This is a genomic window from Deltaproteobacteria bacterium, from assembly GCA_026712905.1.
Classification (GTDB): domain Bacteria; phylum Desulfobacterota; class Binatia; order UBA9968; family JAJDTQ01; genus JAJDTQ01.
Genome location: JAPOPM010000213.1, coordinates 1 through 13,761, shown reverse-complemented (window position 1 = coordinate 13,761; position 13,761 = coordinate 1). Strand labels below are relative to the sequence as shown.

The following is a 13,761-nucleotide window of genomic DNA, read 5'->3' as shown; positions in this document are numbered from 1 at the left end:
GGCTTCGGCCACACCGACTTCGAGGAACTCCTGCCGCTGTGCAAGAAGGCCAAGGAGCTGGGCGTGCGCGCTACCCTGGACCATCCGCTGCTGGAGCTCAACAAGCTGCTGCTGGACGAGATGAAGGAGCTGGCGGACCTGGGCGTGTACGTGGGCACCTACTGCCAGCCCATGATCCCGAGCCTGTACCAGCCCATCGCCGATCCCATGGAGACCGTCAAGACCATCGCCGAGATCGGTCCCGAGCGCTGCATCATCGGCAGCGACTTCGGCCAGGTGCTGCACCTGAACGCCGTCGACGGCATGCGCGTGTTCATCCGCGCGCTGCTGGGCTTCGGCATCACCAAGGAGCAGATCTCCATCATGCTCAAGGACAACCCGGCCAAGCTCATGTGGCTGGACGACTAGGGCGACCGCGGGTCGCCCCTACGGGGTTCATCGCTGGGTGTGCAGGGGCGACCCGCGGTCGCCCTAGCGGGGTTCATAGCTGGGCGTGTAGGGGCGACCCGCGGTCGCCCTGCAATACGACCAAGGAGTAGACATCAATGGCTGAAGCACTCAACCGGCACAGCCGGACCATCACCCAGGGGCCGGACCGGGCGCCCTCCCGCGCCATGCTCAAGGCAGTGGGGCTGACGGACGAGGACCTCAACAAGCCGCTGGTGGGCATCGCCAACACCTGGATCGAGGTGATGCCGTGCAACTTCCACCTGCGCCGGCTCTCGGCCAAGGTGAAGGAGGGGGTGCGCGCCGCCGGCGGGGTTCCCATCGAGTTCAATACCGTGGCGGTCTCCGACGGCGTCTCCATGGGCACCGAGGGGATGAAGGCGTCGCTCATCAGCCGCGAGGTCATCGCCGACTCCATCGAGCTGGTGACCCGCGGACACCTGTTCGACGCGGTGGTGGCCTTGTCCGGGTGCGACAAGACCATCCCGGGCACGGTCATGGCGCTGGCGCGGCTGGACCTCCCGTCGCTGATGCTCTACGGCGGCTCCATCATGCCCGGGCGCTTCCAGGGCCGCGACGTCACCATCCAGGACGTGTTCGAGGGCGTGGGCGCCCACGCCGCCAAGAAGATGACCGACGCCGAGCTGCTGGACCTGGAGAGCAACGCCTGCCCGGGGCCGGGAGCCTGCGGCGGCCAGTTCACCGCCAACACCATGGCCACGGCCTTCGAGATCCTGGGGATTTCGCCCATCGGCAGCGCCAGCGTGCCGGCCATGGACGACAGCAAGGACGACGTAGCCTACCGGGTCGGCGAGATGGTCATGGAACTCGTGCGCAAGAACCTCACCGCGCGCCAGGTCATCACGCGCGCGGCCCTGGAGAACGCGGTGGCCTCCATCGCGGCCACCGGGGGCTCCACCAACGGCGTGCTGCACCTGCTCGGGGTGGCGCGGGAAGCGGAAGTGGACCTGCGCCTCGACGACTTCGACCGCATCAGCTCCAACACACCGCTCATCGCCGACCTGAAGCCCGGCGGCCGCTTCGTCGCCAACGACCTCTACCGCGCCGGCGGCATTCCGCTGGTGGCGCGCCGCCTGCTGGACGCGGGCAAGCTCGACGGCGACTGCCTGACCGTCACCGGACGCACCTTGGCCGAGGAGGTCGGGGACGCGCCGGAGACGCCGGGCCAGGAAGTGGTGCGGTCCGTGTCCGAGGCGCTGAAGCCCACCGGCGGGCTCGTGATCCTCAAGGGCAACCTCGCGCCCGAGGGCTGCGTGGTCAAGGTGGCCGGGCACGAGCGCACGCGCCACAGCGGACCGGCGCGGGTGTTCGACCGCGAGGAGGACTCCTTCAAGGCGGTGCAGAACGGAGAGATCAACGCGGGCGACGTGGTGGTGATCCGCTACGAGGGTCCCATGGGCGGCCCGGGCATGCGCGAGATGCTGGGGGTCACCGCGGCCCTGGTGGGCGCCGGGCTCGGGGAGTCCGTGGCGCTGCTCACCGACGGCCGCTTCTCCGGCGCCACCCATGGCCTCATGGCCGGCCACGTGGCTCCCGAGGCCGCCCGGGGCGGCCCCATCGCCGCGGTGCGGGACGGCGACACCATCACCTTCGACGTCGACGCCCGGCGCCTCGACGTGGAGATTTCCGAGGAGGAGATGGACAAGCGCCTGCGGGAGTGGAAGGCGCCGGAGCCGCGCTACGCCAGCGGCGTCATGGCCAAGTACGCCAAGCTGGTGTCGTCGGCCTCGGAGGGTGCGGTCACGAGGTAAGTGGATGCGCGGAACCGTCGCCACGTCATAGTGCAGAGCGTCATTCCCGCGGAAGCGGGAATCCAGGCGGGGTGAGGCGGGGAATACGCCCGTTCGGCCCCTCCGTACCCATGACCCATGGATTCGCGCTTCCGCGGAAATGACGTATTCGTAACGTCTTCGCCGGGAGGGTTTTGACACGGACTGGAAAGCGGAAAGCCCGGCGGGGGGTGGGGAGAGCCGCCGGTCTATTTTCAAGGAGGTTGCCATGGCCAAGTACAACAAGATGTCCATGCCCCTGAAGGACGTGAAGGACAAGGAGTTCTTGTCGCAAAGGCTCAAGTGTGAGGGGGTCGGTTTCGGTATCGTGCGCATCAAGCCGGGCAAGGGCGCGGAGTACGTGCACCAGCACGAGGTTCAGGAAGAGGTGTTCATGACCCTCAAGGGCGACGGCACCATCATCCTGGACGGCCGCCGGATTCCCATGCCCGAGGGCACCGTCATCCGCGTGAGCCCGGAGGTGAACCGCGCCATCGGCAACGATTCAAAGCGGGACGTGGTGTTCCTGTGCATGGGCGCGGTCCCGCCGAAGGACTTCCCCTTGGGCGGCCGCACGCTGTTGGGTGACGGCATCCCGCATCGGGACAAGGTGCCGCGCTGGAAGAAGGCGTAAGCGGAAACGAATTGCAGCATCTCAAGAACTGGTCGCTGACCTATCCCGACCGGCGCCATGGGGTGCTGGCGCCCGCCTATGACTTCGTTTCGACCGTCGCCTACATTCCCGACGGCGAGGCGGCCCTCAACTTCAGCTGCACCAAGCGGTTCGATCAGTTCTCGGAAGACGAGCTCTCTCATCTCGCCGCCAGGGCACGCCTGCCGCAAAGACTCGTCCTCGAGACCGCGCGCGAAACAGTGGAACTGTTCCGACAGTACTGGCGCGCGGAGAAGGCAAGTCTACCGCTGGAAGCAAGCGTCGTCGATGCCGTCGAAGCACACCTCCGGACGGTCCCCATCGCCTGAACCGGCAACCGCCGTCATCCATTGATCCCTCGCGGCGCTCGTACTAACATGGACGCCACGATTGGTTGTTCGGGAGGCCCTCCATGAGCAAGCGCGAACACGATCTCGATCGCGAAGTCGTCGTCGAAACCAAGAAGAAGCTCCAGCGGCCGTCGCTCTTCAAGGTGCTGCTGCACAACGACGACTACACCACCAAGGAGTTCGTGGTGCAGATCCTGGAGTACGTCTTCAACAAGGAGAACACGGAGGCCGTGCAGATCATGCTGCACGTGCACCGGAACGGCATCGGCGTGGCCGGGGTCTATCCCTACGAGGTGGCGGAGACCAAGGTGAAGACGGTGGACAGTCTGGCGCGCCAGTACGAGTATCCACTCAAGTGCTCCATCGAAGAGGAATGACGTGATCACCAAGAACCTGGAGGCGGTGCTCAAGGCGGCCTACGACGAGGCCAAGAACCGGCGGCACGAGTTCGTTTGCGTCGAGCACCTGTTGTGGGTGCTGCTCGACGACCCGCACGCCAGCGAAGTCATCCTTCACTGCGGCGGTGACCTCGACCGTTTGCGGCGGGAGCTGGAAGAGTTCTTCGAGACGCGCATGGAGACGCTGCCCGAAGGGACGGAGAAGGAGCCGGAGCAGACCCTGGGCTTCCACCGCATCGTCCAGCGCGCCTTCATTCACGCGCAGACCTCCGAGAAGGCCGAGATCCAGGGGAGCGACTTGCTGGTGGCCCTGTACCGCGAGCAGCAATGCTACGCGCGCTACCTGCTGGAGGCGCAGGACATCAGCCGCTTCGACCTCATCAACTACATCTCCCACGGCGTCTCCAAGCTGCCGGAGGAAGAGCCGCAGCACATTCCCGGGGGCGAGGAGGACGAGGAAGCGGGGCAGGGGCCGCAACGCGATCCGCTGGAGGTCTTCACCACCGAACTGGTGGAGAAGGCGTCCAAGGGACTCCTGGACCCGCTCATCGGCCGCAACAACGAGATCGCCCGCACCATCCACGTGTTGTGCCGGCGGCGCAAGAACAACCCCATCTACGTCGGCGACCCGGGCGTGGGGAAGACCGCCATCGCCGAGGGACTGGCGCTGCGCATCCATGAGGAGAAGGTACCGGAAGTGTTGTCGGACACGCGCATCTACGCCCTGGACATGGGCGCGGTGCTGGCCGGCACGAAGTTTCGCGGCGAGTTCGAGGCACGGCTGAAGGGTGTCATCACGGCGCTCAAGGACAAGCCCGGCGCGGTGCTCTTCATCGACGAGATCCACACCGTGGTGGGCGCCGGCGCCACCAGCGGCGGTTCGCTGGACGCCTCCAACATTCTGAAGCCGGTGCTGGCGTCGGGCGAGATCAAGTGCATCGGCTCCACGACGTACCACGACTACCGGAGCTACTTCGAGCGCGACCGGGCGCTGTCGCGGCGGTTCCAGCGCATCGAGGTGCCGGAGCCCAGCATCGACGAGACCGTCAAGATCCTGCAGGGGCTGAAGCCTCACTATGAGAAGCACCACGGCGTGACCTACAGCCAGCCGGCGCTGCGCACCGCGGCCAAGCTCTCGGCCAAGCACATCAACGACCGCTTCCTGCCGGACAAGGCCATCGACGTCATCGACGAGGTGGGCGCGTCGGTGCGGATCCTGCCGCCGGAGAAGCGCAAGAAAACCATCGGACCCAAGGACGTGGAGCAGATCGTCGCCACCATGGCGAAGATCCCGCCGCGCAGCGTCTCCAGCTCCGACAGGGAGCAGCTCGGCAACCTGGACCGGGACATGAAGCTCGTGGTCTTCGGCCAGGACGAGGCCATCGACGCCTTGGCCAGCACCATCAAACTGTCCCGCTCCGGCCTGGGCCAGCCCGAGAAGCCCACCGGCTGCTTTCTCTTCTCCGGTCCCACGGGCGTGGGCAAGACCGAGGCGGCCAAGCAACTCGCCCAGATCATGGGCATCGAGTTCCTGCGCTTCGACATGAGCGAGTACATGGAGAAGCACACGGTGTCGCGCCTGCTGGGCGCCCCGCCGGGCTACGTCGGCTTCGACCAGGGCGGCCTCCTGACCGACGCCATCCGCAAGACGCCCTACGCGGTGCTGCTGCTCGACGAAATCGAGAAAGCGCACCCCGACCTGTTCAACGTGCTGCTGCAGGTCATGGACCACGCCACGCTCACCGACAACAACGGCAAGAAGGCCGACTTCCGCAACATCATCCTGATCATGACCACCAACGCGGGCGGCCGGGAGATGAGCGGCACCGCCCTGGGCTTCGCCCACAACTCCAACGTGGGCAAGGGCAGGGAAGCCATCGAGAAGATGTTCAGCCCCGAGTTCCGCAACCGCCTGGACGCCACCATCTTCTTCAACTCCCTGAGCCCCGTGGTCATCGAGAAGGTCGTCGACAAGTTCATCACCCAGCTCGACGCCCAGTTGAACGAGCGCAAGGTCACCATCCAGCTCGAACCCGCCGCGCGCACCTGGCTCGCCGAGCGCGGCTACGACCCCCAGTTCGGCGCCCGCCCCATGGCCCGCCTCATCGACAACGAGATCAAGAAACGCCTCGCCGACGAGATCCTCTTCGGCCAACTCCAGAACGGCGGCCGCGTCCGCGTCGACGAAAAGGACGGCGAGCTGGTGTTCGAGTACGAGGTGTGACGGCGGGTTTCACGGCTTCCTGGTCGCACTAGATGAGATCCGTGGGAGTCGGCTCGGCCGGCGTAATCTTGTCCAGCTCGCTCCTGAGTCCTTGCTCCATCCGCCAAAGATCGTGGTTCTGCTGCATCCTGAGCCAGAGTCCGGGACCGTTGCCCACGAGTCTCCCGATCCGTAGCGCCATCTCCACCGTAACGGCGTGAGTGCAAGCCAGGATTCTGTGCAATTGCTGACGCGACACGCCAAGCCGTCGGGCTGCCTCGCTGACCGACAAGCCGAGTGCGGGAAGAACGTCCTCGCGCAATATCTCACCCGGATGTATCGGCGGGCGTTCGAGGGGGCGTTTGACCAAGTACTCTGTCATGCGTTCTCCTAATGGTACTGTTCAAGATCCACTCGCAGGGCCTCACCGTCCTGCCAGGCGAATGTGATGCACCAGGGACCGTTGACATGGACACTGTATCGCTCCGGTATTCCGTGGAGACGATGTAGGTTGAAACCCGGCATGTTGATTTCGTCCAATGTTTCGGCCTGATCCAGAATTTCCAGCCGGCGCAGGCAACGCACCTGAAGGGTCGGTTGAACATGGCGGCTGCGGCCCCGTTGGAAGAGTTCAGCGAGCCCTTTGTGACGAAAGCTCTGGATCATGTCGGACTGTAGCATGACCTGTTACAGTGTCAAGGCTCGCCAAGGGATAGAGTGCAGGAGGAAGCGAGTATGGAACGACTCGGGGGCGAGAAACGCACAGGCCTCTTCGAACTCCATGCGGACGCCCCTAGGCGAGCCGATTGGACCGTGTTCGGACGCGTGCCGCACACGGATCGCCGGGGTTTTCTCAAGGGAGCCGGTTTTGCGGCCATGGCGGCGGCGGTCGGCGCAGCGATGCCCTTTCACCGTTACATGCCGGCCGGCTTCATGCCGGAAGCGCTTGCCGCCGGTCCGGTGGGAATCGAGGGCAAGGACGGTCTCACGGTACTCGGCGCGCGGCCGCTGAACGCGGAGACTCCGCCTCATCTGCTTGACGACGAGGTGACCCCTACGGTCCGGCACTTCATTCGGAACAACGGTATCGCTCCGAAGCAGGTGGACGCGGGGACTTGGCGTCTTCGGATCGATGGTCTCGTGCACCGGCCGATGGATCTGAGCATCGAGGATCTGAGGAGACGTTTCGAGGTGGTGAAGCGCCGGCTGACCATCGAATGCGCCGGCAACGGGCGGGCGTTCTTCGAGCCACGCGTGGGCGGCAACCAATGGACGCTGGGCGCGGTGGCCTGTTCTGAATGGACGGGTGTTCGCCTCGCCGACGTCCTGAAGGCGGTGGGCGTGAAGGACAACGTTGTCTACACCGCGCATGTGGGGGCGGATACGGATGTCTCCGGCGCGAGGGGAGAGCTACCGCTCTCCCGCGGGGTGCCCATCGAGAAGGCGATGGAACCGGGCAACCTCATCGCCTTCGGCATGAACGGCGGGCCGTTGCATCCGATGAACGGGGCGCCGCTACGGTTGGTGATCCCTGGCTGGCCGGGGTCCTGCTCGCAGAAGTGGCTCACGCGCATCTGGCTGCGTGACGTGGTGCACGACGGGGCCAAGATGACAGGGAGCTCCTACCGCGTTCCGGAGTATCCGATCGCGCCCGGCGAAATGGTGCCGGACAGCTCCATGGCCTTCATCGGCTCCATGCCTGTGAAATCCCTGATCACGACCCCCGGGAACGGGCTGTCGATCAACGGCCGGAGCCTGTCGGTGGCGGGGCACGCCTGGGCGGGCGACAACGAGGTGGCGCGCGTCGACGTGTCGACCGATTTCGGGGCTTCCTGGCAGCGAGCCGCGCTCGGGCGGCCGGCCAACGGGTATGCGTGGCAGCGGTGGTCGGCGAGGCTGGAGTTTCCCGGCCAAGGCTATTACGAGGTCTGGGCCCGGGCCACCGACGACAAGGGAACCAGCCAGCCGTTTGCCATCGCGTGGAATCCCAAGGGCTATCTCAACAACGCGATGCACCGTATCTTCGTGCGCGTGAGTTGAGCACGGCTCGGGAGCCGCACGGGCCTTGACTAATCCCTCTCCTCCTTCTTCAGCGGGCTCCCGTCCAGCAGATACTCCTGCCGCGCCAGCGTCTCCGACCGCTCTTCCCGAAGATAGCGCTCCAGGGCCTCCCGGAAGCGCTTGTTGCTGACGTAGTGGGCGCTGTAGGTCTTGGCGGCTTCCAGGCCGCGCAGGGTCTTGAAGCTGCCGCCGGCGCCGGCCTCGAAGCGGACCAGCGATTCGTCGATGCAGTGCTCGATGGCGGCGTAGTAGCAGACGTTGAAGTGCAGGTAGCGGTGCTCCTCGAAGGAGCCCCAGTAGCGGCCGTAGAGGGCGTCGGGGCCGCGGATGTTGAAGGTGCCGGCGATGATGCGGCCGTCGCGTTGGGCGACGATGGGGCAGAGGAACGGGTAGGGCCGCTTCAGCAACTCGTCGAAGAAGCGGCCCTTCAGGTACTGGTGGCCGTAGTAGAGGCGGTCGATGTGGTGCTTGTACAGCTCGAACATGGTGCGCTGAATATCCGGGGTGATCTCGTCGTAAGGGAGCGCGCGGATCTGGATGCCCTGGTTGTCCAGCTCACGTCGCTCGCGCTTGATCTTGTTGCGGCGGTCACTCCGGAAGGCGCCCAGGTAGTCGTCGAAGGTGTCGTAGTCGCGGTTCTGCCAGTGGAACTGGAGCCCGATCTTGGGGATGAAGTCGAGGTCCTCCAGCGCTTCCATCTCGTCCTGGTCGCAGAAGTTGATGTGGATGGACGACAACTCGTTGCCGCGGCAGATCTCCACCAGCGCCCGGCCGAGCACGGCGATGATGCCTTCGCGGTTGACGCCGGGGGCGGTGAGGAAGCGCGATCCCGCCACCGGTGTGAAAGGCACGCCCACGAGCATCTTGGGATAGTACTGGATGCCCGCCTGCATGGCGTACGAGGCCCACTGGTGGTCGAAGACGAACTCCCCCATGCTGTGGGACTTGAGGTACATGGGGCAGGCGCCGAGGATGTCCTTGCCCCTCTCGACCACGAGGTGGTGCGGCGCCCAGCCGGTCTTGTCGCACACGCAGTCCGTGGCCTCCAGGCTGTCCAGCCAGTCCCAGCGCATGAACGGCGAACCGTCGCGCACCAACGAGTCCCACGCCTCCCGCGACACCCCGTTGATGCGCCGGACGATGCGGACCGCGAGTTGTTCCTCCCCCATGGCCCCACCTTCTTGCCAGAAGCACCCGATCAGGTCTAGGTGTCTGTCGGAGTAGTTGCGTCGTACCAGGAACAGGCGACCGGGTGGTCGCCCTACAGGGCCGCCGAAGCACAGGCGCTCGGTCAGGAAGGACAGTGACTCTTTTCGCCCTCGGCCTCCTCCTGGCGGCCGCCTTCATCCACGCCACCTGGAACCTTCTGCTGAAACGAGCCGAGGGCGGCCCGGTGTTCCAGTGGCTGTTCGCGGTGCTGTCCGTGGTCCTGTACCTGCCCGCGGTGCTGGCCTTGAGCTGGTATCGTCCCATTGCCGTGGACGCCACCGTGGTCGCGGTGATCGCCGGCAGCAGCGTGCTGCACACGCTCTATTACACGGTCCTCCAGCGCGGCTACCGCGCCGGCGACCTGTCGGTGGTCTATCCGCTGGCGCGGGGTACCGGGCCTTTCCTGGCCGTCATCGGCGCGATGCTGCTTCTCGGGGAACGTCCCCCGGCCGGCGTCCTCGTTGGCGGGACATTCATCATCCTGGGTGTCTTCGTGCTCAGTGGCGGGGGCGGGTGGGCCCGTGCCCAAAGGCCGTCGCGGCCGGCGGTGTTGTACGGTCTGGCCACCGGCGTGGTGATCGCCAGCTATACGCTGTGGGACAAGAACGCGGTCACCGCGATGTCCATCGCGCCCTTGCTGCTGGATTGGGGCACCAACTGCGGCCGCTCCGTGTTGCTGGCGCCGGTGGCCTTGCGCCGCCGGCGGGAGTTGCGCGGCGCCTGGCGGGACCACCGGCGCGAGGCCCTGGGCGTGGCGCTGCTGAACCCCCTGGCCTACATCCTCGTGCTGACGGCGTTGCAGATCACCCCGGTGAGCCACATCGCGCCCGCGCGCGAGATCAGCATCCTGGTGGGCGCGCTCATGGGGATACGTCTCCTGGGCGAGGGAAGCGCCAGGGTCCGGTTGCCGCCCGCGGCAAGCATGACCCTGGGCCTGATCCTGATCGTGATGAACGGGTCCGCGCCGTAGCGGACGGGTCCGTTAGTTGACGGTCACGTACCGCGCCAGGCGGGAGGCCTCCGGCTCCGAGGCGTGCTTGCCGATCTTCGCCCGGAAGTCGTCGATGTCGGCGAAGGGACGAGCCTGCTTGAGTGCCTTGAGCAGCGCGTCGGTGAGGCCCGGAATCGTCATGAGCGCCGCATCGCCGGCCTTGTTGGCGTCCATGGGCACGAACACGTACTGCTCCAGGCGCGCCACCTCGGCGTCGTCGACGTACTTGCCGATCTCCCGCCGGAACTCCGCGATGCCCCGGTAGGGCCTGTATTCCTGAAACTCCCAGGTCATGCGCCGCCCGACGCCCGGCACCATGCGGATGGAGGCGACGCTGGCCGTGTTGAGATTGATGGGAAGGAACAGCCGCGCGTAGAGGGCCTTGCGCTGTTCGGCGCTCAGTCCCGACGCGAGCGTCTTGTCCAGGGCATCCATATCCGGATACGGCCGGCCCGCGACAATGCGGCCGGCCAGGTCCGGGTTCACCCCGGGCAAGCCGGCCAGCGCCGCGGCGGTGGCCGTGTTGGGGTTCAGGACCCCCGTGTTCTTGCCCACCTGGGCGCGGGTGTCCGGAGCGGTGGCGAGGGACAGTGCGATTGCCATGACCAGCAGTGTTGCCAGCCGGATGTTTCGAGTGTTCACGGTTGCTCTCCTTCCGCTTCGTACGATAGCCGTTTCGGGTTGAAGACAGGGTGTCGGAACGCGTACAGAAGTCCCAGCAAACCCAGTTGCATCATCGTGCCGGGCGCCAGCGCCGGCATCGCGCCGGTCATGGCCTCGCGGAACAGCTCCAGGCCGGCCATCGCCGGGCTCATCTCCAGCTCGAATTCCACGTTGCTCTCGTAGTGGTGCCAGATCCCCACCGGCCCCGCGAGGACGGACAGGGCCATCAGCACCTGAAAGACCCGCAGGCTCCACCGCGTGCGTTTCCTGATCCAGACGCCGGTGGCCACCAGGCCGGAAGCCAGGAGGATCAGTGGGATCCACTGCTCGAAGTCCTCCGTATGACCGAGGAGAAACAACTCCACACCCGTCCCGAGCATCCCGAGCACGAGAATCAGGAGCAGCAGGCGGCGGAACAAGGACTCGTTCTGGAGAATGCTTGCCACGAGAATTGGACGCTCCTTACCGCCGGCGCTTCCGGAAGCTGGGGTCGGGCGTGCCTTTCCAGCAGCGGGCGACAAACGGGTAGCCCTCGGTGATGAAATAGGCGTAGGAGCCGTCTGGGAACTCCGGGGACCGGATCACGGCGCCGTTGCATTCATCCAGATCGCCGCTGCCGGCGACGTATTGCCAGTCCTGCACGAAGGCCCCGTCATGGGCGCCGTCGGGGGCGTCCCCGCTTGGGCGCGCGCCGGGCTTGAGCCGGTAGGAGCTCCGGATCTTCCGCACGCCGTTCCCGAGGTCCCCCGTGACCGCGTAGACCGGATAGCCGTCGGCGGCCCAGCCGATCAGGGGCGAATGCGCATCGGCCTTCCAGCCCAGCCGCTGCATCAGGCCGGTGGGCAGTGCGTGGTAGTGGTAGGCGCCGGTGCGCTGAACGTGCGCGTGGTTGGCGTCCAGCCCCAGCCGTACCGCGCCGCCGAGGGCGTCGTAGTTCCAGCCGCCGCGCTCGCCGTGCCAGAATTCCGCGGTCGGCGCCTCGAACGGCACGCCGTTGACCGCCACGCCCCAAAGCCAGCGACGCGACCGGGTCGTCCTGCCCGCCGGCGCCGGCTCGGTGGTGACGGTGAACGCGTAGTCCTGCGGCGTGATGGTGTGAGGATTGCCGCGGTTCGGGAAGGTTCCGACCCGGTGCGCCGGGATGCCGTTGGAGCGGATGGTCCGGGTGGTGCCGGACACTTCGATGGACGCCTTCGGCGGGCCGGCCGTCTCGTTGGCGGGCACGAGCCTTACCGCGGCGCTTTCCGTTGCGACGTGGAAGCGGGCCGGCCGTCTTCCTTCCCGTTGAGCCATCGCCGTCACCGCGAGCAGCATCGCGGTCAAACCTACGACAGCACAGACAAACGGTTTCATGAGCATTAGACCGAACGGGGTTCCTGGGGAACGGGCTGTGTGAGACTGATTGGATACCGGAACGGTACCGATGCTTGTAGCGTCATTCCCGCGGAACAGGCTGTGTCAAAACACTATTTCAGCGAGGCAATCCCCCCGATTCGTCATTCCCGCGGAAGCGGGAATCCAGGGGTGGCGAGGCGGGGAAACGCCCTTGTAGTGCCCCACCACCACCCCTGGATTCCCGCTTCCGCGGGAATGACGAATCGGCGGGCGGCGCCAATCCTTGTCCGGGCGACGTTTTGACACAGCCTGGAAAGCGGGAATCCAGGTGGGGTGAGGTGGGGAAACGCCGCTGTAGTGCTCCGCCACCGCCCCCGGATTCCCGCCCCCGACCGGAGTCGGGGGCGAGCTTGCACGGGAATGACGGAGGAAGGCGCTGAAATGACGAATGCCGGACGGCGCCGGGTTTAAGCGTTCGCGGCCAGTTGCCGGAGCACGTACTCCAGGATGCCGCCGTGGCGGTGGTACGACAGCTCGGCGGGTGTGTCGATGCGGCAGGTCACCTGGAAGGTGGTCACCTTTCCTTCGGCGCTTGTCGCGGTGACCTGCAGTTGCTTGCGCACGCTCAGGCCGTCGGCCACGCCAGCGATGTCGTAGGTCTCGAACCCGGTGAGCCCCAGCGACTCGGCGTTCTCACCCTTCATGAACTCCAGGGGCAGGATGCCCATGCCGATGAGGTTGCTCCGGTGGATGCGCTCGAAGCTCTCGACGATGGCGGCCTTGATGCCCAGGAGCCGCGGCCCCTTGGCGGCCCAGTCCCGGGACGATCCGGTGCCGTACTCCTTGCCGGCGATGACGATAAGCGGGATGCCTTCTTCCTGGTACTTCATGGCGGCGTCGAAGATGGACAACTGCTCGTTGTCGGGCTGGTGTACGGTAAAGCCGCCCTCGGTGCCCGGGGCGATCTGGTTCTTGAGCCGCACGTTGGCGAAGGTGCCGCGCATCATCACCTCGTGGTTGCCCCGGCGCGCGCCGTACTGATTGAAGTCCTTGGGCTCCACGCCGTGTTCGGTGAGGTAACGGGCGGCCGGGCCGTTCCGCTCGATGGAGCCGGCCGGGGAGATGTGGTCGGTGGTCACCGAATCCCCCAGCAGTGCCAGCACCCGCGCTCCCTTGATGTCGCCGGGCGCGGCCGGCTCCGCGGGCATGTCGGCGAAGAACGGGAGTTCCCGGACATAGGTGGAGTCCGGGTCCCAGGCGAACAGCTCGCCCTCCGGCACCGGCATGCTCCGCCACATGTCGTCGCCCTCGAAGACGTTGCTGTATTCCTTCCGGAAGGCATCGGCGGTAACGCCCCTGGCCACCTCCGCACGCACCTCCTCGGGGCTGGGCCAGATGTCCCGCAGCATCACCGGCTGGCCGTCGGAGTCCTGGCCGATGGGATCGTTGTAGAGGTCTACGTCCATGTTGCCGGCGATGGCGTAGGCCACCACCAGGGGGGGCGAGGCGAGGTAGTTGGCGCGGATGTGGGGATGGATGCGGCCCTCGAAGTTCCGGTTGCCCGAAAGCACGGCGCTGGTCACCAGGTTGCCTTCCTGGATGGCGTTGCCGATGTTCTCCGGCAGCGGTCCGCCGTTGCCCACGCAGGTGGTGCAGCCGTAG

Annotated in this window: 15 protein-coding genes; 8 read left to right on the top strand and 7 right to left on the bottom strand. The window is 66.2% G+C overall.

The genetic code is table 11. The features are described 5' to 3' along the window. The 6 genes from OXF11_17665 to clpA all read left to right on the top strand — a co-directional run. Positions 1-408, top strand: a 408-nt coding sequence (locus OXF11_17665) for a DUF6282 family protein (protein ID MCY4488928.1), incomplete at its 5' end; no start/stop codon positions are given. A gap of 137 nt (positions 409-545) precedes the next feature. Continuing rightward, positions 546-2,219, top strand: coding sequence for a dihydroxy-acid dehydratase (gene ilvD, locus OXF11_17660; protein ID MCY4488927.1), 1,674 nt, complete (start codon positions 546-548; stop codon positions 2,217-2,219). A gap of 247 nt (positions 2,220-2,466) precedes the next feature. After that, a complete protein-coding gene (locus OXF11_17655) occupies positions 2,467-2,871 on the top strand; it encodes a cupin domain-containing protein (GenBank protein MCY4488926.1) in 405 nt (134 codons plus the stop codon). Between the two features lie 11 nt (positions 2,872-2,882). Beyond that, positions 2,883-3,218: a HipA domain-containing protein gene (locus OXF11_17650; GenBank protein MCY4488925.1), complete on the top strand. Its 336-nt coding sequence runs from the start codon at positions 2,883-2,885 to the stop codon at positions 3,216-3,218. An 83-nt stretch (positions 3,219-3,301) separates the two neighbouring features. After that, a complete protein-coding gene (clpS, locus tag OXF11_17645) occupies positions 3,302-3,616 on the top strand; it encodes an ATP-dependent Clp protease adapter ClpS (protein ID MCY4488924.1) in 315 nt (104 codons plus the stop codon). 1 nt (position 3,617) lies between these two features. Then, positions 3,618-5,861, top strand: a complete 2,244-nt coding sequence (clpA, locus tag OXF11_17640; protein MCY4488923.1) for an ATP-dependent Clp protease ATP-binding subunit ClpA — start codon at positions 3,618-3,620, stop codon at positions 5,859-5,861. 28 nt (positions 5,862-5,889) lie between these two features. On the opposite strand, the gene OXF11_17635 is transcribed toward clpA, so the two are convergent. Together OXF11_17635 and OXF11_17630 are read right to left on the bottom strand one after the other, a co-directional pair. Continuing rightward, complete coding sequence (locus tag OXF11_17635) at positions 5,890-6,222, bottom strand: HigA family addiction module antitoxin (protein ID MCY4488922.1); 333 nt, start codon at positions 6,220-6,222, stop codon at positions 5,890-5,892. 8 nt (positions 6,223-6,230) lie between these two features. Next, entirely contained in the window at positions 6,231-6,506 is a 276-nt protein-coding gene (locus OXF11_17630; protein ID MCY4488921.1) for a type II toxin-antitoxin system RelE/ParE family toxin, read from the bottom strand. A 69-nt stretch (positions 6,507-6,575) separates the two neighbouring features. On the opposite strand from OXF11_17630, the gene OXF11_17625 reads away from it, so the two are divergent. Beyond that, complete coding sequence (locus tag OXF11_17625; GenBank protein ID MCY4488920.1) at positions 6,576-7,880, top strand: sulfite oxidase; 1,305 nt, start codon at positions 6,576-6,578, stop codon at positions 7,878-7,880. Between the two features lie 29 nt (positions 7,881-7,909). Here the strand turns inward: OXF11_17625 and OXF11_17620 are convergent, their stop codons facing one another. Beyond that, the gene (locus tag OXF11_17620) at positions 7,910-9,070 is read right to left on the bottom strand and encodes a GNAT family N-acetyltransferase (protein ID MCY4488919.1); all 1,161 of its coding nucleotides are present in this window, start codon (positions 9,068-9,070) and stop codon (positions 7,910-7,912) included. Between the two features lie 134 nt (positions 9,071-9,204). Between OXF11_17620 and OXF11_17615 the strand changes: the two genes are divergently transcribed. Next, positions 9,205-10,080: a hypothetical protein gene (locus tag OXF11_17615; GenBank protein ID MCY4488918.1), complete on the top strand. Its 876-nt coding sequence runs from the start codon at positions 9,205-9,207 to the stop codon at positions 10,078-10,080. A 12-nt stretch (positions 10,081-10,092) separates the two neighbouring features. Here OXF11_17615 and OXF11_17610 read toward each other — a convergent pair whose 3' ends face one another. The 4 genes from OXF11_17610 to OXF11_17595 all read right to left on the bottom strand — a co-directional run. Beyond that, a complete protein-coding gene (locus OXF11_17610) occupies positions 10,093-10,743 on the bottom strand; it encodes a helix-hairpin-helix domain-containing protein (protein ID MCY4488917.1) in 651 nt (216 codons plus the stop codon). After that, a complete protein-coding gene (locus OXF11_17605) occupies positions 10,740-11,210 on the bottom strand; it encodes a hypothetical protein (GenBank protein ID MCY4488916.1) in 471 nt (156 codons plus the stop codon). Before OXF11_17605 ends, OXF11_17610 begins: the two co-directional genes overlap by 4 nt. Positions 11,211-11,226: 16 nt before the next feature. After that, positions 11,227-12,057 (bottom strand): YHYH protein, encoded by an 831-nt coding sequence (locus OXF11_17600; GenBank protein MCY4488915.1) that lies wholly within the window; start codon positions 12,055-12,057, stop codon positions 11,227-11,229. A gap of 509 nt (positions 12,058-12,566) precedes the next feature. After that, positions 12,567-13,761: aconitase family protein (locus OXF11_17595; GenBank protein MCY4488914.1), on the bottom strand; the 1,195-nt coding region annotated here is incomplete at its 5' end.

Bases quoted from the DNA above. Each gene is read 5' to 3' on its own strand.
- ilvD (MCY4488927.1), top strand. From the start codon at position 546: ATGGCTGAAGCACTCAACCGGCACAGCCGGACCATCACCCAGGGGCCG.
- OXF11_17655 (MCY4488926.1), top strand. From the start codon at position 2,467: ATGGCCAAGTACAACAAGATGTCCATGCCCCTGAAGGACGTGAAGGAC.
- clpS (MCY4488924.1), top strand. From the start codon at position 3,302: ATGAGCAAGCGCGAACACGATCTCGATCGCGAAGTCGTCGTCGAAACC.
- OXF11_17635 (MCY4488922.1), bottom strand. From the start codon at position 6,222: ATGACAGAGTACTTGGTCAAACGCCCCCTCGAACGCCCGCCGATACAT.
- OXF11_17630 (MCY4488921.1), bottom strand. From the start codon at position 6,506: ATGATCCAGAGCTTTCGTCACAAAGGGCTCGCTGAACTCTTCCAACGG.
- OXF11_17625 (MCY4488920.1), top strand. From the start codon at position 6,576: ATGGAACGACTCGGGGGCGAGAAACGCACAGGCCTCTTCGAACTCCAT.
- OXF11_17620 (MCY4488919.1), bottom strand. From the start codon at position 9,070: ATGGGGGAGGAACAACTCGCGGTCCGCATCGTCCGGCGCATCAACGGG.
- OXF11_17600 (MCY4488915.1), bottom strand. From the start codon at position 12,057: ATGGCTCAACGGGAAGGAAGACGGCCGGCCCGCTTCCACGTCGCAACG.